The sequence below is a fragment of the Alteromonas aestuariivivens genome, from assembly GCF_003367475.1.
Lineage (GTDB): Bacteria > Pseudomonadota > Gammaproteobacteria > Enterobacterales > Alteromonadaceae > Alteromonas > Alteromonas aestuariivivens.
Genome location: NZ_QRHA01000007.1, coordinates 196,665 through 220,117, shown reverse-complemented (window position 1 = coordinate 220,117; position 23,453 = coordinate 196,665). Strand labels below are relative to the sequence as shown.

The window sequence follows — 23,453 nt, the reverse complement described above, 5'->3', positions numbered from 1 at the left end:
AATCCTGTTAGCATTAAGTAAAAAATAACAAGGAAAAATCATGGCGACAGGCACAATCATTTCCCTGGGGTTGTATTTTTTGGCGATGTTGGGCATCGGTTTTTTTGCCTACAGGCAAACCGATACCAGTGTAGAAGGCTACATGCTGGGTGGGCGTCAACTTGGCCCTGCAGTTACCGCTCTTTCTGCCGGTGCCTCCGATATGAGTGGGTGGATGCTGATGGGGTTGCCCGGGGCCATGTATGTCGCAGGCATCTCGGCTGGCTGGATTGCCGTTGGCCTGATAATGGGCGCACTTGCCAACTACTATCTGGTCGCGCCCCGATTACGGGTTTACACTGAAGTTGCCAACAATTCCATAACTCTGCCCGATTATTTCGAAAATCGATTTGCCGACGATTCCCGCCTGCTGAGAGTCATCGCTTCGGTGGTGATTGTGATCTTTTTCACCCTGTATACATCATCCGGCGTTGTTGCTGGCGGTAAACTGTTCGAAACGTCGTTTAACCTGAGTTACGAAGTGGGCCTTTATGTAACTGCCGGTGTGGTGGTTGCCTACACCCTGGTGGGTGGATTTATGGCAGTAAGCATGACGGACTTTGTTCAGGGCTGTATCATGTTTGTTTCATTGGTCATGGTACCTTTCGTAGTGATCGCCGAGCTGGGCGGTCCCGGCCAGGCCATCGACGCAATACAAGCCATCGACCCTGCATTGTTTAACCCTTTCAAGAATGCGTCTTCCGGACAGTCGTTGTCTGTCATCGGCATCGTATCCCTGATGGCATGGGGCCTTGGCTATTTTGGTCAGCCGCACATTATCGTGCGCTTTATGGCTATTCGCTCAGTTAACGACCTGCCCTCTGCAAGGCGTATCGGTATGAGCTGGATGGTCGTTTCCATCATCGGCGCACTGGCGACAGGCCTGTTTGGCATGGCGTATGTTACTGCACAGCCCGGTGTGTCGATTGATCCGGAGACCGTGTTTATTTACCTGTCTCAGATCCTGTTTCACCCTTTGATTGGAGGCTTTTTGCTGGCAGCCATTCTCGCGGCTATCATGAGCACCATCTCTTCCCAGTTGCTGGTAACCTCCAGTTCACTGACCAGCGACTTTTATCAGGCCTTTCTGCGTAAAGACGCAACCCAGGGCGAATTGGTTATTGCCGGACGAATTTCGGTTGTGGTTGTTGCTCTGACAGCCATATTCCTGGCCTACGATCGCAACAGCACCATCCTGAATTTGGTCAGCAATGCGTGGGCAGGTTTCGGAGCGGCATTCGGTCCCCTGGTATTATTCAGCCTGTTCCGCCGTGGCATGACTCGCAGAGCGGCGCTGGGTGGAATGATTGTTGGCGCCGTTACCGTACTGTTGTGGATTTATCTTCCGGTTACGATTGGCGGCCAGAGCCTCAGTAACTGGATGTATGAAATTGTTCCGGGTTTTGTACTGTCCAGCCTCACTATCGTGATACTGAGTAAGTCTGGCTCTCCCCGTGACGGCGTAACCGAAACCTTCGATCGCTTCCGCCAGACACTGCTTGGTGCAAGCACGAAACCTTAATCTGTATTCCAGCATCAGCACCGGTCCTGTTCAGGCCCGGTGCTCTTTATCCTCCCGGCTCTATTACCCAAAAACCACCCGATTAGTCGCTAACTGCCTAATGAATAGTAATAAAACTGCTATTTAAAATAGCGAAATCGCATTACAGTTTTCCGTTTTAATATGTTAGGGTTCTATACATATAATTCTTTAGCATATAACCACAACCATCGGACTCGAAGACAATGACTGCAAGTATTCCGTCTATTACGCACCTTAAACAGCTCGAAGCCGAGAGTATCCATATCTTCCGTGAAGTTGCCGCAGAGTTTGACAACCCTGTCATGCTCTATTCTGTTGGAAAGGATTCCTCGGTATTGTTGCACCTGGCCCGCAAAGCGTTCGCGCCAGGTAAAATTCCCTTCCCGTTACTGCATGTGGATACAACGTGGAAATTTCACGAGATGATCGAGTTTCGTGACCAGCAGGCAAAAAAACATGGCTTCGATTTGCTGGTGCATATTAACCAGGAAGGTGTTGAACAGGGCGTTGGTCCGTTCACCCATGGTAGTGCCAAACACACCGACATCATGAAGACAGCGTCTCTCAAACAGGCACTTAACAAGTACAAGTTTGACGCAGCCTTTGGTGGTGCTCGCCGTGACGAAGAAAAATCTCGCGCCAAAGAGCGGGTATACTCCTTCCGCGACAGCAATCACCGCTGGGATCCGAAAAACCAGCGTCCGGAGCTGTGGAACATATACAACTCACAAATCAACAAAGGTGAAAGCATCCGGGTGTTCCCGATGTCTAACTGGACCGAGCTGGATATCTGGCAATACATCTATCTGGAAAATATCGAAATCCCGTCATTGTATCTGGCCAAACCCCGCCCGGTTGTGGAGCGGGACGGCGTTCTGATTATGGTTGACGACGATCGCATGCCGCTGGAAGACGGTGAAGTGCCAGAGATGCGTTCCGTACGTTTCCGTACCCTGGGTTGCTACCCACTGACCGGAGCAGTGGAGTCCAAAGCGGATACACTGCCGGAAGTTATTCAGGAAATGCTACTGACCAAAACTTCCGAACGTCAGGGCCGGGTCATCGATCACGACAGTGCCGGTTCCATGGAGAAGAAGAAAATGGAAGGGTACTTCTGATGTCAACCAACATTGTCTGGCATAAACACGAAGTCAATAAAGCTTCCCGTGCCGATAGTCTCGGTCAGACACCCCGAGTGTTGTGGTTAACCGGCCTGAGCGGTTCAGGCAAGTCAACCACAGCCAATCTGCTGGAGAAGAAGCTGCAGGCGCAGGGCAAACACACCTATTTGCTCGATGGCGACAATGTTCGTCATGGTCTGTGCGGCGATCTGGGGTTCAGCGACGCTGACAGGGTGGAAAACATCCGCCGCATCAGCGAAGTGGCCAAGCTGTTTGTTGATTCCGGAATCATTGTACTGACTGCCTTCATTTCTCCCTTTCAGGCCGATCGCAATTTCTGTCGCAATCTGCTGGAAGACGGTGAGTTCATAGAGGTCTTTATCGACACCCCTCTTGAGGTGTGCGAACAGCGTGACCCAAAAGGGCTCTACAAGAAGGCGCGCAGCGGTGAAATCAAACATTTTACCGGCATTGATTCAGCGTATGAGGCACCGGAAAATCCGGAAGTTCATTTGCAGTATCAGGAAGAGTCTGCGGAGCAAACCGCCGAACGCCTGTACAACTTGCTATCAGAAAAAGGACTTGTGTAATGGCACTACCTGATCCACTCGCAGAACAGATTCTGCGCATATCCAAATTAGCCGGCGACAAGATCATGTCGATTTATGATCAGGATTTCGCCATTTTTGAAAAGCAGGATACCAGCCCTTTAACCGAAGCCGACCTGGCCGCACACAATTGCATTGTCAGCGAGCTAAAGGCAATTTCTGACCTGCCCATTCTGTCGGAAGAGTCTGCCAACATCCCCTGGGATGAGCGTCAGACCTGGCAGCAATACTGGTTGGTTGATCCCTTGGACGGTACCAAGGAATTCATCAAGAAAAATGGTGAATTTACCGTTAACATTGCGTTGATTGACAAAGGTGTGCCGGTATTGGGCGTGGTGTATGCTCCGGTATTGCAGAAAGCTTACATCGGCATTGCCGGCTTGGGCGCCTGGACAGAAACCCCTCAGGGCTTCACCTCAATCTCTGCCCGACAGCATGAAGAAGGCGAAATCTGGAAGGTGGTAGGCAGCCGCTCTCACCAAAGTCCGGAGATCAAGAATCTGCTTGAGCAACTGGGCGGTGAATCCGAGCTGGTTGCAATGGGCAGTTCTTTGAAACTGTGCCTGGTCGCAGAAGGCGAAGCACATCTCTACCCCCGTCTGGGGCCAACTTCAGAATGGGATACCGGCGCGGCACACGCTGTCGCAAACGCAGCCGGAGCCAGCGTAACCGTACTGGACCCAGAAAACCCGCTGAACCCGGTTGCCGAGGCTCTGACCTACAATCAAAAAGAGTCTGTGTTAAACCCCTTTTTCCTTGTGAGCGCATGAGCATGAATAGCGAAAATACTTTATTACAACAGGATATCCTGGCTTACCTTGAGCAACACGAAAACAAAGATCTGCTGCGCTTTCTGACCTGCGGCAGCGTGGATGACGGCAAAAGCACCCTGATCGGACGCTTGCTGCACGACTCAAAAATGATATACGAAGATCAGTTGGCGGCAATCACCCAGGACAGTAAAAAAGTCGGCACCACAGGTGAGAAAGTTGATCTGGCACTGCTGGTAGACGGTCTGCAGTCTGAGCGTGAGCAAGGTATCACCATCGACGTGGCATACCGCTATTTTTCAACGGATAAACGCAAGTTCATTATTGCCGATACTCCTGGGCACGAACAGTACACCCGCAATATGGTGACCGGTGCGTCTACCTGCGATCTGGCCATCATCCTGGTTGACGCCCGTGGCGGAGTGAAAACCCAGACCAGGCGCCACTCATTCCTGGTCAGTCTGCTGGGGATCAAACACGTTGTTGTCGCCATCAACAAAATGGATTTGATGGGCTACAGCGAAGAAGTCTACAACCAGATTCGGGAAGATTACCTGACCTTTTCTGAAAATCTCGATATTCCGGACATTCGCTTCGTGCCCATTTCGGCTCTGGAAGGTGACAACGTTGTGAACAAGAGTGTCCACACCCCCTGGTTTGAGGGGGAGCCTCTAATGTCGCTGCTGGAAACCATTGAGATTGGCGAAGACAGCAACCACGACGATTTCCGCTTCCCGGTACAGTATGTGAATCGTCCAAATCTTGATTTCCGTGGTTTCGCTGGGACTGTGGTTTCCGGTCAGATCGCACCGGGTGATGCCATTACCGCTTTGCCGTCAGGAAAAACTTCCACGGTTAAGTCCATTGTAACCTTTGAAGGTGAGCAGGAACGGGCATTCACCCCCCAGGCGGTAACGCTGACACTCGAAGATGAAATTGACATTTCCCGCGGTGACATGATTGTCAAATCCGACAATCTGCCATTGATGTCTACCCAGTTTAAGACTCACCTGGTGTGGATGTCAGAAGAGCCAATGATGCCGAACAAGCAATACAGCTTTAAGTTCGCCACCAAGATGACCACTGGCGTGGTGGCTCACATCGAATACCTGATTGACGTAAATACGCTTGAGCACAAAAATTCCGTGCACATGAACCTGAACGAAATCGCGGTCGTCGACGTGAAGTTTACCCAGCCTGTTGCCTGCGACCCTTACGTGAAAAACCGCGATACCGGTGCTTTCATTATCATTGATCGCCTTACCAATGGTACTGTTGGAGCGGGAATGGTCATCGATGCACTGGCTAAGGACCAGCAACACGCTGCGCCGGAGTTTTCAGAATTCGAACTCGAATTTAATGCTCTGGTCCGTAAGCACTTCCCTCACTGGAATGCGATCGATATCAGCAAACTGTAGGGCGAGTACGGACACTATATGGACGTAAACCAAGTTATGGTGCTGATGGTTTTCCTCAGCACCATTTTTGCGCTGATCTTTTCCAATCAGCGTCCTTCGACCATTTTTGCGGTTGCCGTTTTGGGGTTGATGGTCTCACAGCAACTCAGCTTTGATGACATTCTTGAAAACCTGACCAATAAGGGTCTGATAACGCTGATATTGCTGTTGCTGGTGAGCAGCGCAATTGACAAAACAGCCCTCATCAAGCGGTTGGGCCGGAAACTCGTTACCGCCAGTTTTACTGCATCATTCTGGCGCCTGTTTGGTCTGACGTTTTTCTCCTCTGCATTGCTCAACAATACCGCCATTGTCGCCAGCCTGATTGGCCCGGTAAAACAGAATCAGTACCATCCGGCTTCCAGATTGCTGATACCGCTCTCTTACGCCGCCATTCTGGGCGGGACGGTAACGCTTATTGGTACCTCAACCAACCTGATTGTAGACAGCTTTCTCCAGGAGCATGGTCACCCGGGGTTCAACTTCTGGGACTTTACCCTGTTTGGGCTGGTAGCCGGCCTGAGTTGCGGGTTGCTGCTGTTTGTCACCACCCCCCTTTTGCCAACCATCGCCAACAAGCAAAACGATTATCGCGAATACATTGTAGAAGCAGAAGTTGAAGCCGACTCCGAGTTGATTGGCAAAACGGTGGAGGAAAATCACCTGAGAAACTTGCCGGAGCTTTTTTTGGTAGAGGTAATACGGGAAGGCCAACTGATAACGCCAGTTTCGCCGGATCTCATCATTATGGAGGGAGACAAACTAATCTTTTCCGGCAATGTGCAAAAGCTCGACAGCCTGAGCCACATTCGCGGGCTGACCACGTTCGCAGAGGCGGACGGCATTCTCAGAGAAAACCTCACCGAAGTGATTGTCGCCAACCGCGCCCAGATCATTGGTAAAACCATAAAGGCTCTCGGTTTTCGTGCATTGTTTGATGCGGCTGTGGTGGCCATTCGTCGCGACGGGGAGCAGTTATCCGGCAAGCTTGGGGAGATTACCCTTCAGGCAGGGGACTTTTTGCTGCTGGCCACAGGGCCGGATTTCCAAACCCGACAAAACCTGGGTAAGAACTTCTTCATTCTATCCGAGCAAAAAATTTCCCGCCCGTTAACTTACTGGCAGGAATGGGTCACTGTGGGTGGATTTCTGCTCACCGTTGGGCTGGCAGCGAGTGAAATTTTACCATTGGGTATCGGGCTACTGTTTTTTGCCGCACTGCTTGTAGGTGCCAAAGTCACCTCCAGCGGCGAAATAAAACGCAATATGCCGCTAAACCTGATTGTTGTAATAGTGGGAGCGCTGAGCCTTGCGACAGCACTGGAAAATTCCGGAGTAATCAGCCTGAGCACATCACAACTCATGCCCTACCTTTCAGACACCAATTGGTTTTTGGCCTTGGCTGTAGTGTATCTGACGACCCTTCTGCTGACGGAGTTTGTAACCAATAATGCGGCTGCCGCTTTGATGTTCCCGTTCGCCTATGGGCTGGTTGAGATCATCGGAGCACCTTTGATGCCATTTGCGCTTGCAGTTGCATTTGCCGCCAGTGCCAGCTTTATATCCCCCTACGGTTATCAGACCAACCTGCTGGTATTCAACGCCGCGAACTATCGCTTTAAGCACTTTATTCAGATCGGGTTACCAATATCCATTTGCTACAGCACAATTGTGCTGCTGTTACTCAATATGGTTTATCTGCAATCCTGAGCCATAAAAGGCGCTGAAAAGCGCCTTCAGAGTGTTGATGAAGTCTGGCTATTGACATTAAACACTCTGCAGATTAGAGACAAACGTAGCGAGCGAAGAAAGTGCAAGGAAAAAGCCGCCGAAAAACCGCAGTTTACAAATGGTAAATGAGGATTTTGAGAAGACTTTTGACGCCGCAATTTCGAGCGCAGTAGTTTGTCATCAGTCTGAAGGCGCTGAAAAGCGCCTTCTTCATTTGTATCGTCAGGTCGGTTATCTGAACAACACCTTCTCGCGATTGAACCAGTACAAGCAAAAGCCCAGAAAAAGACCGGCTATCATGACAGTAGATGAAAAAATGGCCAGTAGCTGAACGTAATCCATCGTCCCTTTGATTAGCTCTTTTATTGCCAGTGCGACGTTGGTCAGAGGAACCCACGCCCAGCCCCCTTTGAGCTCCATTCCAGGAAGCATCGCCAGTATAACCGGAACCACAACAACGAGCACAAGCGGCGTCATATACCCCTGGGCTTCTTTAAAGCTGCGGGCATAGATGGAAAGACTCAGCAGCACCGATGCGAAAATGGCAACCACCGGGATCAGCATAAGAAACATCAGAATAAAATCCACTGCACTGATAGCACTCATAAATTTGGCAACCAACTCAATCGCCATACCCTGACTGAGTACAATTCCCCAAATGGCCATGCTGCTGACAGTTATCATTGCAGACGTAACCCCGGCAAACGCAATGGTAATAAACTTGCCCAGCACCAGCTTATACCGTTCAATCGGCGAAATAAGCAGTGTTTCCAGAGTTCCCCGTTCCTTCTCTCCTGCGCCCAGGTCGGTAGCGGGGATCATGGCTCCCTGCAAACATAAAATGAAAACGAGGTACGGCACCAGCCCGCCGATTTTCTCCCCCCAGTTTTCACGCTGATCCGCCACATCTATTTTCTCGACAACAATCGGTTTGAGCATGGCCTTACTCTGACTGGCATCCAATCCCAGGCGCACAAACGCATCCTGTTGGTTCCGCTCGGCAATTTTGGTGGTGATTTCATTCAGGCGTTTCTCCACCATGTTCAGACTCGAGTCGTTAAGATGAACCGAAAGGGTGATTTGCCCGGCTGTGAGTACATCGTTACTGTAATTTGGCGGAATCACGAGTACAAAATCCACTTTCTCCTGTCGAACCCACTGTGCAGGTTCCGTATCCGAGGCCATTTCAACCCATTCAAACTCACCGGATTCCGATAAACGCTGGGCCAATTCCGGTGCATGCTGCTGCCCAATGATGGAATAGCGTAAAACCTTGTTCTGAGCCTCTTCGATGGCTTTACCTGAAAAATACGCCACTACACCAAAAATCAGGGGAAATACCAGAATAGGCAGAGCTATCATAAAAAACAGAGTCTTGCGGTCACGCAACAGTTCTTTAAGTTCTTTTCTAAAAACCAGCCACATAGATCAAGCTCCCTGTTGCAATGTATTCAAAAAGGCCTGATGCATGGAACCAGGGCTCAGTGCCTTGAAGGCTGAAAGACTGTTATTAAAGCGGGTAACCCCGGCATCAATAACGGTTACCTGATCACACAATTCGGACACTTCATCCAAATGATGGGTGGAAAAAATAACCGGCGTACCCTGCTCTTTTAGCTGGCGTATAAAAGTATGAACTGTTTGTGCCGCCATGATATCCAAACCGGTAGTGGGCTCATCCAGGATCACCACTTCAGGGCTATGCACCACCGCACGGGCAATGGCAGTTCTTTGCTTCATTCCGGTCGAGAAACTTTCGCAGCGACGATCCAGAAAGCTATGCAGTTCCAGCAGGTCTGCCAGGTAGGCAATGCGTTGTTCAATGGCATCAGCCTGCATTCCGTGCAACTGCCCAAAATAGGTTATGTTCTCGCGACCGGTCAGTCGCCCGTAAAGACCGGTAGATCCCGATAAAAAACCAATTTTCTGACGCGCGACCAGAGGCTTTTCCACTACATTCACGCCCTGGATAGCAATTTCCCCGTGGTCAGGTTTAAGAGCCGTGGATAACATACGCAATGTCGTGGTTTTACCCGCCCCGTTTGGCCCAAGCAATCCCAGCACCTGCCCTTGATTACAACTAAAAGACACGTCTTTTACCGAATGGAAATAGCGCCCCTTTAGTCGCGGATCTTTTTTTTCCTGTTCACTAAGCTTTTTGGGGTTTTCCACCGCAAAACGCTTGGCGAGGTGTGCAATCTTGATCATTCCCTTTCCTTACCTGAATATTTCTTTACACCGCCCCGCGTTCCCACGGCGATGACGTTCAGCTTAATCACTTAAAGTATCAAGCCCAACTGTAAATTGCTTCAAAATGTGTCCTCAGTAACGCCTTGTGCTCAGACAAAAATTCTGTTTATGCTTGTTGCTGCAATTAAAAACAAGGAACAACGGATGCATACCGTGAGTAACCCCCTTCAGGCCTGCAAAGACATATTTCTGCGCCCCAATGGGGTATTCAGGGCGCTCGCCGCCAAAGACAACTGGTCCTGGTTCCCGTTTATCATCGTAGCGGTGGTATCGGTACTGCCAAACTACGCCTACCTCAACACGGTAGATTTTGACTGGTACCGGGATTTGCTAATAACTGCTCAGTACGACCAAATCAGCCCGGCAGAACAAGACCAGATTCGGGCTCAACTCACCCCGCAATCCGTACTGGTATTTGCGACCGTCGCCACTGTGTTGGGCTACATTATCATCAATGCCATTGTTGCGGCATATCTGAATATTGTCACCCGCTCCGACGAGCAGAATGTGCACGGGTATATGGACTGGTACGGTTTTTCCTGGTGGACAGCAATGCCGGTTGTAGTGAATTGCCTGCTCGCTTTGGTGCTGATGATGTTTACCTCCAATCCGCAAACTTCGCCCAACATCCTGACGCCTTTGTCGGCAGCATTCGTCTTTGGCATTGAAATGGATTCGCCCTATCACAATTTCGCCCAGGCAATCCGCCTGGACAGCTTTTGGAGTATTTACCTGACCATCGTCGGCATCAGCCAGTGGACGTCGTTTTCGGTAAAAAAAGCGGCAGTAATCGCCATCACCCCGTACGCGCTGATCTGGGGCCTGTGGCTGATAGTCCTTGCACTCTAATCCAGGGGTAGTTGGCTGGTTGCTGGCCGCCCGGGACGCAAAGGCCGGAAGTAATCAGAATTGGCATAAAACTCTCTTTGCTGTTGGGGATACCAATGCGGTACCCCCAATAGCGGCAAGGGTTTCAGTATATGCGGGGGCTGAAAATCCTCCAGCGCCTGAATGCGCTCTTTCAGCGCAACATCAAGCATCTGCTGTTGCTGCATGGAGCCTAAGCAGACGAATTCCTCACCAACTGTGACCGCCAGCCATTTACCCGTCAGCCCAATAAAGGGCTCAAGCAACATTTCCAAATTAGCGTGCCCGAACATCACGGGTATCACAACTTCACCCCACCATTTTCGGCATTCCAGAAAGGCCCATTCCCATTGGTGATCGGCCAGCGCCTGTAATAATCGGTTGGCCCTGTCCAGGTGTTGCCGGGGGACGGCAAGCACAACACCACACTCGTCAAAATGGGTTAGACGATGTCGGCGAGATGTTCGGGGGTGAACGCCATATTCCCTGATATCCTGCATATGCAAAGTATTCAGATAACGCTTTGTAAGGGGAAACTCATGCCAGATAAGCGCATTGAACAGATCATGCCAACTGTCCTCGCGGGTAGGGATAACACCCGACTCGTATATGATCTGCTCGTAGTAGCGTTCTTCATCAGCAGCTATCTGGCCCTGATCAATAAATTCCGGCCCGGTACAGCCTGCTGTAGACGTAACCCGGGCCATACCATTCAGTACTTTCGCTCTCGGAAAACGGGCCAGTTCATCAATTCGGTATCTGCTAAGGATATCGTCCAGGGGTTTGAGCACCGGGTCTGGCAGAGCCTGGGACAACCAGGAGGGAACAACTTTTTTCATGTTACGGAGTTGGTTCAGAAAGGGCTTTTCTCTATACTGGGTGGCTATTGTAGAGCAAATAGAGACCAACAATGAAAAAAATTCTGTTGCCGTTTTTTGTACCCGCATTTTTCGGGCTCAGCGCCTGCATTCCGGACGATTCCCCGGCACAAAGCAGCCCGATACAGACTGACGAAACCGCAACGCCGGCGTCCAATTTCGAAGCTTCCTACCGTTACATCACTGACGAAAAGATCCGTGAACCACTGAAAACGCTTGCGTCTGACGAGTTTGAAGGCCGATTACCCACTACCGAAGGGGAAAAGAAGACCCTGGATTTCCTTACCTCGGAATTTAAAAAAGCGGGTTTTGCTCCCGGTAATGGCGACAGCTATCTGCAGGAAGTCGCGTTAATGGAAATCACCGCCAACCCGGAGATGCAACTGACCATTGGCAACAATACATTCCTGTATAAGGAAGACATGGTGGCTTCGTCAAAACGTGAACAGGCCAGCGTCAGTCTGACCGACTCAGAACTGGTATTTGTGGGTTACGGTGTGAACGCTCCGGAGTACAACTGGAACGATTATGAAGGCCTGGATGTAAAGGGCAAAACCGTGGTCATACTGGTAAACGATCCCGGCTTTGAAAACCCGGACAACGGCCTGTTTCAGGGCAAGACAATGACCTATTACGGCCGCTGGAGCTACAAATACGAAGAAGCCAGTCGCCAGGGAGCCGCAGGTGCCCTGATTGTACATGAAACCGCACCGGCCTCTTACGGCTGGTCAGTGGTTGCCAACAGCTGGAGCGGCCCCCAGTATGGCCTGGTATCCCAGGACGGCGGAGCCAGCCGGGTAGCGGTAGAGGGATGGTTAACCCTGGATGCGGCGAAGAAGGTATTTGCGGATGCCGGGCTCGATTTCGACGCGGAGAAAGCCAATGCCATGCAGGGCCCCTATTCCAAGGCGATGGACATTGCTGCATCGGTAACCGTCAACAACGAATTTGAAAAATCCCGCAGCTACAATTTCATTGCCACCTTGCCGGGCGCAAGTAAACCCGACGAGCATGTCATTTACAGCGCGCACTGGGATCATCTCGGTAAAGACGAAAGCCTTGAGGGAGATCAAATCTACAATGGTGCCCACGATAACGCAACCGGTACGGCGGCGAGCATCGTTATGGCCAACGCTTTCAGCATGTTGACGCCCCGTCCGGAGCGTTCGATTACCTTTCTGATTGTCACCGCTGAAGAGCAGGGCTTACTTGGCTCCAAATATTATGCCGATCACCCCGTTATTCCACTGGATAAAACGGTCGCCAACATCAACATGGATGCCATGAACGTACTGGGCAAAACCAAGGATGTGGCCGTTGTGGGGATGGGCAAATCGGAGATGGAAGAGTATCTGAAAATTGCTGCTGAAAAACAGGGGCGTTATCTGACCCAGGAAGACAAACCGGAGGCAGGATATTACTACCGCTCGGATCATTTCAGTTTCGCAAAGAAAGGCGTTCCGGCCCTTTACGCAGAAGGAGGATCTGAACCTGTCGACGAGCAGACAGCCCAGTACCGAAAACGCATGAACGTGATTGTTACCGGCTGCTATCATCAGGTCTGCGATCAATACCGCGATAGCTGGGATTTGAGCGGTATCGCCCAGGACGCGCAGTTGTTTTTTGATGTGGGTGTACAGGTTGCCAATGCACAACAATGGCCAAAGTGGAACCCCACCAGTGAGTTCCAGCGCCAGTAATTAACCATACCCATCTAAACGCCCCACTTTGACGGGGCGTTTTTTTTGCCCCTCTCCTTGTCAGGGCTTTCGAAGCCAGGAAGCCAAGGCGTTATCCGGCTCCAATTGTCTAATTCCTGAACAGGGGTATTAGATAGATAAAAATATGCTCAGATTCCGCTTGCTTTTTTCGCTCATGCTGGCACATTCGATAGACGCGGAATGCAACCAAACCAATAAAAAAACGCTTTTCGCAGGCATCATTAAGCTTCCCGACAGAAAGCAAGCCTTTAAAATTCAACAAGTGAAAAGAGAGAACCCGTTATATGTGTGGTATTTTCGGTATCCTGGATATCAAAACCGATGTGTCTGAACTCAGAACCCAAGCTCTAGATTTAACCAAACTGCTGCGCCATCGCGGCCCTGACTGGTCGGGTATCTGGAATAATGACAATACCATCCTGTGCCACGAACGGCTGGCGATTGTCGACGTAGATACTGGTGCTCAGCCGCTTACCAGTCAGGATGAACAACAGATCCTGGCGGTTAACGGTGAAATTTATAACCATAAACAGCTGGCCCAACAACTGGCTACTCCGTACGAATTCAAGACCCGCTCAGACTGTGAAGTTATCCTGCCTTTGTTTAAAGAAAAAGGTGCAGAGTTTATTGACGAATTGCAGGGCATGTTCGCATTCGTACTGTACGATCAGGAAGAAGACGCCTATCTGATTGCCCGTGATCACATTGGTATCATTCCGCTTTACACCGGTTACGATGAGCATGGCAACTTTTATGTTGCCTCTGAAATGAAAGCACTGGCGCCGGTTTGTAAAACCATCAGTGAATTCCCTCCAGGCCACTACCTGTGGAGCAAACACGGCAAACTGACCAAATATTATCAGCGCGACTGGATGGACTACAGCGCTGTAGAAGGCAACGAAACCAACATGGATGAGCTCCGTGAAGCGTTCGAGAAAGCCGTGAAATCTCACTTGATGTCCGACGTACCCTACGCGGTGCTTCTTTCCGGTGGACTGGATTCCTCACTGGTTTCTGCGGTGGCCGCCCAGTATGTCGCCAAGCGGGTTGAGGATGAAGATAAATCCGATGCCTGGTGGCCTCGCCTACACAGTTTTGCAGTGGGACTGGAAGGAGCCCCGGATCTGAAAGCCGCGCAGAAAGTGGCCGAGATGATTGGTACAGTGCATCACGAAATTCACTTCACAGTACAGGAAGGCCTGGACGCCATCCGTGATGTTATCTATCACCTGGAAACTTACGATACAACCACCATTCGTGCAGCCACACCTATGTACCTGATGAGCCGGAAAATCAAAGCCATGGGTATCAAGATGGTTCTTTCTGGTGAAGGCTCGGATGAAATATTCGGTGGTTACCTGTATTTCCACAAAGCGCCAAACGCCAAGGAATTCCACGAGGAGACGGTTCGAAAACTGGCTCGCCTGCACATGTTCGACTGTGCCCGTGCCAATAAAGCGACCTCTGCATGGGGCGTGGAAGCCCGGGTTCCGTTCCTGGACAAACACTTTATGGATGTAGCTATGCGTCTGAACCCCAGAGACAAAATGTGTCTGGAAGGCCGTATGGAAAAATGGATTTTACGTAAAGCCTTTGACAACGGCACCACCCTGCCGGCGGAAGTGTTATGGCGACAGAAAGAACAGTTTGGAGACGGTGTCGGATACTCCTGGATTGACTCAATCAAGGACTTTGTTGAAAACGAAGTCAGTGACCAGCAATTAGCCACCGCTGAATTCCGTTTTCCGGTCAATACCCCTGACACCAAAGAAGGCTATTATTACCGCACAATTTTTGAAAGCTATTTTCCACAGGAAAGCGCCGCACGGTGTGTGCCTGGAGGCAAGTCGATTGCCTGTAGTACTGTCGAGGCACTGGAATGGGATGAAAGCTTCAAAAATAACGCCGATCCATCCGGGCGGTCAATGAAAGACGTTCACGCCGGTCAGAGCCACTGAGCGGCGATTGCGGCCAAACCAGCTCTTGGTGCAGCCGCTGTGTAAAAACTCAAAAAGCAGGTTTTCTCCTGCTTTTTTTCTACTGCAACAGGTTTTGACTAGGCTGATACCACAGTTGGGTATCCTGCAACGGAGTGCGTTCCGGCAGCAGCGGGTTTTCGAGAACGAATACCTTGCGTTTATCCAACGCCAGTTGCTTCAGGGTTTCTTCGTAGGAGGCGAAGAACAGGGCATCAAATGAACCATCTTCAATCGCCCTGCGTAATCCGGTTTCAAGCAACCGGGCCATAACCTGGTTGCCCTTGTTAACGAAAAAGTACATTGCCGTCGGGTAATACAAGGCCAGGTCCTGTTCCAGAATAATTTCCCGGGCAAGGTTCTGGGTTTTCATTTCCTGAAACACCTCAATAACCGAACGGGGAAAGAAATCTCCACGGTTTGATGCCAGCACACTAAAGGCCTCCTGATAGGTAGGCACCGTGAATACATTGAAGCCATTAGCCTGCAGAATTTTGGTATCCGGCCACTCTTCACCCTGTATCGGGGCCAACGTGAGCAAATCACTCTTGCGTGTTATCATTGAGAATCGCGGCAACTTTTGCTCCGTCACCAAAAACACCCGCCAGCCAATCAGACCTTTGGCGATAGGGATGCGAATAGGCAGAAGATCCCGCTCACGCTGACTGTCGGTCATACTCCACACCACGTTGACTTCCCGGTTTTCCCGTAACTGACGCAAGGCCTTGCCCTGAAGCATAATACGATCGGAAGGCAACAGGCGGTATTTCACTCCGGTCTTTTCCAACGCCAGTGTAAGCAACGCAACCGGGTACTCATTACGTAGGTCGGTATCATCCAGCGAACGGGGGTATGTGATCGACCAGGTCGCCGATTGTGCTCCAAGCGACAATCCGGCCAGCAACATGACCGCTATTCCCATCACCAGTTTACCCATTACCTTAGAATGAGAAACGTTAACCGTTGCATCACCAGGCACAACTGGTTTGCGCCTGACGCATTGCCAAAACTGGGCGTCCATGAATTTACTCAATCCCGATGTATTTGTGAGTCTGTAACGATAATCGCCAGTTGCGCTCGATACAAGTTTTGATCGCAAGGTCGGTGGCCCGTTGCTGTTGGCTAATGGGTTGAAGACACACCACCGGCAACGTGTCCAGTTGCGCCAGCAACGTGTCCAGTTCATCAATGTGTTTTTGCATCGCAACAGGGTGCTTGATTTCATTCGCCCGTTTGAGAGCAGACACAAGCACTTCATACCCACCTTTCATATTTACTTTAGGTGAAACCGTTACCCAGGTATCAGGGTGACACAACACCTCGAAGGTACCGCTGGTTTCTATCTGGCTGGTAAAGCCCTGTTGATGCAGCAAGGTAGTCAGTGGCGTCAAATCATACATGCAGGGTTCACCGCCGGTGATAACCACATGCCTCGCACGATATCCCTGACGCGAAAACTCTGCCAGCAAGTTCGCTTCACTGGTGTTAAAAAATGCCTCGGATTCCTGCGACTTGTTCAATACTGCTGTCGGGGTAGTCGCCAGTGCCTCATTCACCACCCAGGTGTGTTTGGTATCGCACCATGGGCAACCTACCGGGCACCCCTGCAACCGGACAAAGACTGAAGGCACTCCGGTAAACACGCCCTCTCCCTGAATGGTTTCAAACATTTCATTGATTTTTAGTACTGATGAGCTCAATGCCTGCCCCTTTGATAAATGTCGGTTGGGATTTTAGCAAGGATCACATAAAATTCCGGTATTAATTTACTCAACCGTTTTACTATGTCTGAAAAAGTCGTTGTTATCTATTCCGGGGGAATGGACTCTTTCACGGTTCTGAATAAGGCCATTCGGGAAGGAAAATCACCGCTGGCGTTGTCGTTTGATTACGGGCAGCGACACAAAAAAGAACTCGTTTACGCTGCTGCCGTTTGTGACGAACTTGGCGTACCTCACAAGGTGGTCGACATCAGCGCTATCAACAGCCTGGTCGGTGGCTCGGCACTGACCGACGATATTGACGTACCCGAAGGTCATTATGAAGAGCCCAGCATGCAACAGACTGTTGTGCCGAACCGCAACATGATCCTGTTGTCGCTGGCGGTCGGTTACGCTGTCAGCCAGGGCGCGAACAAAGTGTTTTATGGCGCCCACTCGGGCGACCACGCCATCTATCCCGATTGCCGTCCGGAATTTGTCGAACGGATGAACCAGGTTTGTGCGATTGCCAATTACGAAGCAGTGGAAATTGTTACTCCGTATTTACAGGATTCCAAAACCGCCATCCTCACTGATGGCCTGAAAATGGGGCTGGATTACGGCAAAACATGGACCTGCTACAACGGCAGGGAAAAAGCCTGTGGAAAGTGCGGCGCGTGTCAGGAGCGCCTGGAGGCCTTTCGGGATAATCAGGCAACCGACCCGCTGGAATACGAATAACAAGCACAAAAAAGCGCCCCTCGGGCGCTTCAGAGTGTTGACAAAGTCCAGCTCGTAGCGAGCGAAGAAATTGTAATCTCAGAGGATCAGGTGCGCTGACTCTCTGCCACAAAATAGCTCAGTTCCTTGATACAGTGGCGCAGAACCGGATTCAAACGGGTATTCTTACCGTTCATAACAAACAATTCGTGTTCAAAGTTGAACATACTGCCCTGGGCAATAGGCACCAACCCCAAACTTGCTCCCTGCTCCCTGGCCATGTAATCCGGCAACAGGCCAACATATTCTCCGGTCATAATGGCCGACATTGCTGCATCGTAAGAGTCGGAGAAAGTCTGAATGGCCAAGCGACGATCGCCCTCTATATAATTTGCTGAAGACAAACCGGAAATGCCTATAGCTGGGTAATCTTCTATCTTGAGATCATCCGGAAAAGCCGAGTCACGGTATTTTGCCAGCGCGTGTGTGGGTGCACAATACAAGCGCCCTTTACACCCAACACCGATAGGATGGAAGGTTACAGACTCGGGTTTGACCATATCGTAGGTAGACACCACCAGGTGGCATTCTCCGGACAAGGCAACGTGTTCTACTTCGTTGTAAAGGCGGGTCTGAATATTCACATGAATATCATCAAACTTCTTCATGGTGCTTTTAACCGCCTTACTGACTGCCAGATGCACTGACAGTGGCAACCCAGCCATCAAAACCAGCGTAATGTGGCCGGAATAATCGTCATGCAGCGATTTAAGGTTGAATACGAAGTTATCGAAAGCATTAAAGATGCGTTTGGTTTCCTGAAAAACCACCTCACCTTCTTTTGTCATCTGAAAACCACCACGGCCACGATGACACAATACCAAATCCAGCCGCTCTTCGAGTTTTTTGATAGCCGCGCTGATATTCGGTCGTTGCATACGCAAAACCGGCTCTGCGGCAGTAAATCCGTTACAGCTGGCAACGGCGTAAAATACTCTGAGGAGCTTGATGTCTGATTCTTGCAAACGGTTCAGCATACGGCACCATTTATAGGTATAGTTATGGATACTTGAATCAGCATAATAGGCAAGTGTTCAAGGGATTACAACGGCAATCTTTAAGTTTATTATGCTTATGCGCATTTTTTTTGAACAGACACCACCTGATAGGTATTTTTTGCTATACAACATGGCAGGATGAATTCCAATTTCGATACCTTAAGACACCGCCACCACCTGCCTGCGTAACGCCTCAATGTCGTCCCGCAGTGCGGCGGCTTTTTCAAATTCAAGCTCTTTGGCGTAATCGAACATCTGCTTTTCCAGCTCTGCAATTTTCGCCATTAACTCAGTAGCACTTGCCATTTCCAACTGCTTTTTCTTCTCAGCCACTTTGCGCAGCTTAACTTTACCCGAAGCCGGGTGCGCGCTGTCTCCCACATCCATGATATCAGTGATGGGTTTTACCAGACGCTGTGGCGTCAGATTGTTAGCCTCATTGTGGGCCTGCTGTTTGGCCCGGCGACGTTCAGTTTCATCAATGGCCTTTTTCATGGAACGGGTAATGGTGTCGCCGTACAGTATTGCCTTGCCGTTAATGTGCCGCGCTGCGCGGCCAATAGTCTGAATCAGCGAGCGTTCTGCCCGCAGGAATCCTTCCTTGTCGGCGTCCAGTATTGCCACCAGCGATACTTCCGGCATATCCAATCCTTCACGCAGCAAATTAATACCGACTAGCACATCGAACTTGCCCAAACGCAAATCGCGAATAATTTCTATGCGCTCCACCGTATCAATATCAGAATGCAGATAACGCACTTTCACGCCATGCTCGTTCAGATACTCACTCAGGTCTTCCGCCATACGTTTGGTCAGCGTGGTGATCAGCACACGTTCATCGGCCGCCACCCGCAACTGAATTTCGGACAGCACATCGTCCACCTGGGTAGCAACCGGGCGCACTTCAATCACGGGATCGAGCAATCCGGTTGGACGCACCACCTGTTCCACAATATCACCCTGGGATTTCTGCAGTTCGAATTCTCCCGGTGTGGCTGAAACATAGATAGTTTGAGGTGATATATGCTCAAACTCTTCAAACTTTAATGGACGATTGTCCAGCGCAGACGGAAGGCGAAATCCAAACTCCACCAGGGTTTCCTTGCGTGAACGGTCGCCTTTGTACATGGCTCCGACCTGTGACACTGTGACGTGAGACTCATCAATGAACATCAGACCATCGGCGGGAAAATAATCCAGCAACGTAGGTGGCGGCTCGCCCGGCGCTCGTCCGGACAGGTAGCGCGAATAATTTTCAATACCGGAGCAGTAACCCAGTTCGAGCATCATTTCCAGATCAAATTGAGTGCGCTGTGATATGCGCTGCTCTTCAATCAGCTTGTTGGACTGTTTCAGTTGCTCTTTGCGTTCACCCAATTCCACTTTGATTTGCTCAATGGCGCTGAGGATCTTTTCCCTCGGCGTAACATAGTGGGTTTTAGGGAATACAGTAGCGCGAACTACGGCCTTTTCTACAGCACCGGTCAGAGGGTCAAAAAGGCTGATGCGGTCAATTTCATCGTCAAACAATTCGACGCGAATGGCCTGTTTTTCAGAATCAGCGGGGAAAATGTCAATCACATCTCCCCGAACCCGAAATGTACCACGCTCAAACGCCAGATCGTTTCGTTTGTACTGTAACTCCGCCAGACGACGCAGGATATCGCGCTGGTCCATGGTATCGCCCTGGCGCAAATGCAACAGCATTTTCATATAGGATTCAGGGTCGCCCAACCCGTAAATGGCGGAAACACTGGCAACGATGACCACGTCACGGCGTTCCATCAGGGCCTTGGTTGCTGACAGCCTCATCTGCTCGATATGGTCATTAATAGAAGCGTCTTTTTCTATAAAAGTGTCCGTACTGGGTACGTAGGCCTCTGGCTGATAATAGTCGTAGTAGGAGACGAAATATTCCACCGCATTGTTGGGAAAGAACTCCTTCATTTCGCCATACAGCTGAGCAGCGAGGGTTTTGTTATGCGCCAGGATCAGGGTCGGACGCTGCAACTGCTGGATTACGTTGGCCATGGTGAAGGTTTTTCCTGATCCGGTTACCCCTAACAGGGTTTGGCAAGCCAGTCCACTCTCCAACCCATCCACCAGACTGGCTATCGCCTTGGGTTGATCGCCAGCCGGCTGATAGTGGGAAACCAATTCAAAACCACGACTCATAAAATCTCACCTTGCTGCGTTGTGGGCCATTCCTGATTCAGCGCCCGCCTGAAACTGGCGAACGACAGTAGCGCCATCATAGCATTGGCTGCAACCGTCCCCCAAAACAGGCCCTGAATACCAAAATAAATACTGGCAATGTAGGAAACCGGAACGTAAAACACAAACAGACGAACAATACTGAGGATGAGGGCTGACATGGGCCGATGCATGGCATTCAACGAGGAGTTGGTCAGAATAATGATACCTTGCATCCCGTAACCCAAAGGCACAATAGTAAGGAACAATGCAATCAGAAATCCAACATCCGGTTCATTGGCAAATGCGGCGGCAATCCAGTCTGACAACAGCCATAGCAGAACAAATACTGCCAGTTGCCACATCAGAACAAACCGGATTGCAATGTGGTAAGCATGCCGCACTCTCGCATGCAGATTAGCTCCAACATTCTGGCTGATGAACGGTGGCAAAGTCATGGAAAGTGCCAGGATCACAATGCTGGCAATGGATTCCATTCGATTACCCACCCCCCAGGCAGCCACGGCCTCTGCACCATAGCCCGCCACCACAGCCGTCATAACCCCACCAGCTATGGGCGTCAACATGTTGGCACCCGCAGCCGGCAGACCTATACGCAATATTTCCCGCGCGCACTCCTTGAGTTCCGCCAGCCCAAGAATGCGAGGGAGAATTAACTGGCGTTTAACTGCAAGAAGATAAATGATCCAACTTGCCCCTACGAGCCAGGCAATCAGGGTAGCCAGAGCGGCCCCTTGAATACCCATCGCAGGAACAGGGCCAAACCCAAAAATCAATAGCGGGTCCAGGGCTGCGTTCAAGGCCCCGCCCGACGCCATGATAATGCTGGGAGTACGGGTGTCACCACAGGCTCTCAATACGCTGTTTCCCACCATCGGCAAGGAGAGAAAAATGCTCGACAAGTACCAGACTGACATGTAATCCCGAATCGCAGGCATCAGTGCCGGGTCAGCGTTCAAAGCAGAAAACACAGGTTCTATACTCAAATAACCTATAAAAGCCAGCGCACCAACCAGCAAAACCGACAGCATCAATGATCCAGTTGCATAAAACCGGGAGCGACTGAAATCCCGCGCACCCTGCATGCGCCCTATAATCGCAGAGGTGCCAATACCCAATCCGATGTTGAGACTGATTACCGTAAAGGTTACCGGGAAAGTGAAACTGATTGCAGCCAGTTCATGGGTTCCGAGCAGACTGACAAAGAAGGTGTCTACCAGTCCAAAACTCATCATCATCACCATCCCCATAATCATGGGAATGGTCATTCGTTTTAATGTGTTGCCTATGTCCCCTTGGGTGAGGTCGTTATTGCGTGCGTTGTGCTGCTTGTTGCTCACATTCTTCTCATTAGAATTTGATACACCATTAAAGGCCCGGGAGCCAACCGGGTCAGATTTTGTGACTGACACATCGGGTAGGTATGAGCACCACCGCTCATACTGCGTGTCACCGGGGCCTGAAGATCTCCCTAGTTTACGGTACAGCCTGCCCCTTCGCTATGACAATTACCAAAATTCATCTGTGCTGGCCGGATTCCAGACCGAAAACAGCCTCCTAATACAGGCAATCGGTATGATGTACAAAAATCCGGTCAATATTGGTCATTGGTGATGAAACTGGCATTTAATGCTTTTTTTCACGAATCAGTTTGCTTTGGGTAGCACTAAATCAGAAAAAAACAATCCGCCCACGAGAGCCAAAGAGATATTCGGCGTTGCGCTTCAAAGGGTAAATACACGCTATTGTATTGATAGCCATGGGGCTTTGTTAAATCAATGTTGCAAAACATCACCTAACGGTAAATCCCTGCGGTTAAGGATTGATCACTGCGGAATTAACACACAACACCGTTTGTGTCTATCAGATCACAAGCAGATCCCTTATTATGATCCAGGATCTGGGCTTTCCACCATGATTTATAAGGATTTTATACGCATCCCCCCTGTTTGGATCATGACCTGAAGCAGAACAACCAGACGCAGAAAACTTAGATCCAGACAGCTATCAACATAGTTATCCACAGATTTAGTGGATAACTGCCTAAACACCAGCAATGGCGGGATTTTCTCCGTTACTAGCACAATTTTTGGTAAGTAACGACTAACCTTTCGGACAGGAATAACAGGTTACAGTTTTATTAAACACTGTTTTTAAGTACAGTATTCAACACAATTTTAATAGCTTTTTGTAATGAATTGCACATGATTAATTATAAAGATGCTACTCCCTGCTTTTCGCATTTTTCATGCTCCATAAGAATGCAGCAAAATCACCAATTTCGGGCATTGCTTAATTTTTAAACTGTCATTTTTGGCTCATTAAGCCCAATTTGGCGATAAAACCAGCGAAATGACAATTTTTGTTCATTCGAAATAAAAAAGTCTTCAAGGTTGTTGACAGCAACCAAGGACCTCATTAATATTCGCCTCCGTTGAAAAGCAGGTCCCCCTTAGCTCAGTTGGTTAGAGCGACGGACTGTTAATCCGCAGGTCCCCCGTTCGAGTCGGGGAGGGGGAGCCAACTTTTCAAACGCAAACAAGGTCGATTCCCCCTTAGCTCAGTTGGTTAGAGCGACGGACTGTTAATCCGCAGGTCCCCCGTTCGAGTCGGGGAGGGGGAGCCAATCTTCTCACCGAACATATTCGTATTTACCTCCTGTTATCAATATCTTGGCTCTGCGATTGCGCGGGCTGACTTATCTGTCTTCATTGCTTTTTTCAAATATCCCTAAATTTATCAAGTTGTTAATCCTGCGCCAAAAAGCGATAATATGTGGGTAATTCGCTTGCCTGGTTTT

18 protein-coding genes and 2 tRNA genes are annotated in these 23,453 nt (G+C 50.0%); 12 read left to right on the top strand and 8 right to left on the bottom strand.

Translation table 11 applies throughout. The features are described 5' to 3' along the window. Positions 1–40: 40 nt before the first annotated feature. From putP to DXV75_RS11325, 6 genes are all read left to right on the top strand, one after another. Complete coding sequence (gene putP, locus DXV75_RS11350; RefSeq protein WP_115593529.1) at positions 41–1,561, top strand: sodium/proline symporter PutP; 1,521 nt, start codon at positions 41–43, stop codon at positions 1,559–1,561. 224 nt (positions 1,562–1,785) lie between these two features. Beyond that, entirely contained in the window at positions 1,786–2,700 is a 915-nt protein-coding gene (gene cysD / locus DXV75_RS11345; protein ID WP_115593528.1) for a sulfate adenylyltransferase subunit CysD, read from the top strand. Next, positions 2,700–3,293 (top strand): adenylyl-sulfate kinase, encoded by a 594-nt coding sequence (gene cysC / locus DXV75_RS11340; RefSeq protein WP_181898409.1) that lies wholly within the window; start codon positions 2,700–2,702, stop codon positions 3,291–3,293. Before cysD ends, cysC begins: the two co-directional genes overlap by 1 nt. Beyond that, a complete protein-coding gene (cysQ, locus tag DXV75_RS11335) occupies positions 3,293–4,081 on the top strand; it encodes a 3'(2'),5'-bisphosphate nucleotidase CysQ (RefSeq protein ID WP_115593527.1) in 789 nt (262 codons plus the stop codon). The genes cysC and cysQ overlap by 1 nt, the downstream gene beginning before the upstream one ends. A 2-nt stretch (positions 4,082–4,083) precedes the next feature. Further along, positions 4,084–5,499 carry a sulfate adenylyltransferase subunit CysN gene (gene cysN, locus DXV75_RS11330; protein ID WP_115593526.1) on the top strand — a complete coding sequence of 472 codons (1,416 nt, stop codon included), beginning with the start codon at positions 4,084–4,086 and terminating at the stop codon, positions 5,497–5,499. 18 nt (positions 5,500–5,517) lie between these two features. After that, entirely contained in the window at positions 5,518–7,248 is a 1,731-nt protein-coding gene (locus DXV75_RS11325) for an SLC13 family permease (RefSeq protein WP_115593525.1), read from the top strand. A 252-nt stretch (positions 7,249–7,500) separates the two neighbouring features. On the opposite strand, the gene DXV75_RS11320 is transcribed toward DXV75_RS11325, so the two are convergent. Both DXV75_RS11320 and DXV75_RS11315 read right to left on the bottom strand, forming a co-directional pair. Next, positions 7,501–8,694: an ABC transporter permease gene (locus DXV75_RS11320; RefSeq protein ID WP_115593524.1), complete on the bottom strand. Its 1,194-nt coding sequence runs from the start codon at positions 8,692–8,694 to the stop codon at positions 7,501–7,503. A gap of 3 nt (positions 8,695–8,697) precedes the next feature. Continuing rightward, positions 8,698–9,477, bottom strand: coding sequence for an ABC transporter ATP-binding protein (locus DXV75_RS11315; RefSeq protein WP_115593523.1), 780 nt, complete (start codon positions 9,475–9,477; stop codon positions 8,698–8,700). Between the two features lie 186 nt (positions 9,478–9,663). Between DXV75_RS11315 and DXV75_RS11310 the strand changes: the two genes are divergently transcribed. After that, entirely contained in the window at positions 9,664–10,368 is a 705-nt protein-coding gene (locus tag DXV75_RS11310; protein ID WP_115593522.1) for a Yip1 family protein, read from the top strand. Here DXV75_RS11310 and DXV75_RS11305 read toward each other — a convergent pair. Continuing rightward, positions 10,365–11,225 (bottom strand): DUF3025 domain-containing protein, encoded by an 861-nt coding sequence (locus DXV75_RS11305; RefSeq protein WP_245953179.1) that lies wholly within the window; start codon positions 11,223–11,225, stop codon positions 10,365–10,367. The genes DXV75_RS11310 and DXV75_RS11305 overlap by 4 nt on opposite strands. A gap of 71 nt (positions 11,226–11,296) precedes the next feature. Between DXV75_RS11305 and DXV75_RS11300 the strand changes: the two genes are divergently transcribed. Then, on the top strand, positions 11,297–12,964 hold the full coding sequence (locus DXV75_RS11300) for a M28 family metallopeptidase (protein WP_115593521.1): 1,668 nt from the start codon (positions 11,297–11,299) through the stop codon (positions 12,962–12,964). 305 nt (positions 12,965–13,269) lie between these two features. Next, positions 13,270–14,943 (top strand): asparagine synthase B, encoded by a 1,674-nt coding sequence (asnB, locus tag DXV75_RS11295; RefSeq protein WP_115593520.1) that lies wholly within the window; start codon positions 13,270–13,272, stop codon positions 14,941–14,943. Between the two features lie 79 nt (positions 14,944–15,022). On the opposite strand, the gene DXV75_RS11290 is transcribed toward asnB, so the two are convergent. Both DXV75_RS11290 and queE read right to left on the bottom strand, forming a co-directional pair. After that, complete coding sequence (locus DXV75_RS11290) at positions 15,023–15,898, bottom strand: type 2 periplasmic-binding domain-containing protein (RefSeq protein ID WP_115593604.1); 876 nt, start codon at positions 15,896–15,898, stop codon at positions 15,023–15,025. Positions 15,899–15,986: 88 nt separating this feature from the next. Beyond that, positions 15,987–16,631, bottom strand: coding sequence for a 7-carboxy-7-deazaguanine synthase QueE (gene queE / locus DXV75_RS11285; RefSeq protein WP_115593519.1), 645 nt, complete (start codon positions 16,629–16,631; stop codon positions 15,987–15,989). A 114-nt stretch (positions 16,632–16,745) separates the two neighbouring features. Between queE and queC the strand changes: the two genes are divergently transcribed. Beyond that, on the top strand, positions 16,746–17,402 hold the full coding sequence (queC, locus tag DXV75_RS11280) for a 7-cyano-7-deazaguanine synthase QueC (protein ID WP_115593518.1): 657 nt from the start codon (positions 16,746–16,748) through the stop codon (positions 17,400–17,402). A gap of 86 nt (positions 17,403–17,488) precedes the next feature. Here the strand turns inward: queC and DXV75_RS11275 are convergent, their stop codons facing one another. The 3 genes from DXV75_RS11275 to DXV75_RS11265 form a co-directional block, all read right to left on the bottom strand. After that, positions 17,489–18,418, bottom strand: a complete 930-nt coding sequence (locus DXV75_RS11275) for a LysR family transcriptional regulator (protein WP_115593517.1) — start codon at positions 18,416–18,418, stop codon at positions 17,489–17,491. Positions 18,419–18,598: 180 nt separating this feature from the next. Then, complete coding sequence (gene uvrB, locus DXV75_RS11270; protein ID WP_115593516.1) at positions 18,599–20,614, bottom strand: excinuclease ABC subunit UvrB; 2,016 nt, start codon at positions 20,612–20,614, stop codon at positions 18,599–18,601. After that, positions 20,611–21,993, bottom strand: coding sequence for an MATE family efflux transporter (locus DXV75_RS11265; protein WP_483964191.1), 1,383 nt, complete (start codon positions 21,991–21,993; stop codon positions 20,611–20,613). Before DXV75_RS11265 ends, uvrB begins: the two co-directional genes overlap by 4 nt. A 1,106-nt stretch (positions 21,994–23,099) precedes the next feature. Here DXV75_RS11265 and DXV75_RS11260 point away from each other — a divergent pair. Both DXV75_RS11260 and DXV75_RS11255 read left to right on the top strand, forming a co-directional pair. Next, positions 23,100–23,176: transfer RNA gene (locus tag DXV75_RS11260), tRNA-Asn, on the top strand. 26 nt (positions 23,177–23,202) lie between these two features. Continuing rightward, positions 23,203–23,279: transfer RNA gene (locus DXV75_RS11255), tRNA-Asn, on the top strand. The last annotated feature ends 174 nt before the right edge of the window (positions 23,280–23,453 follow it).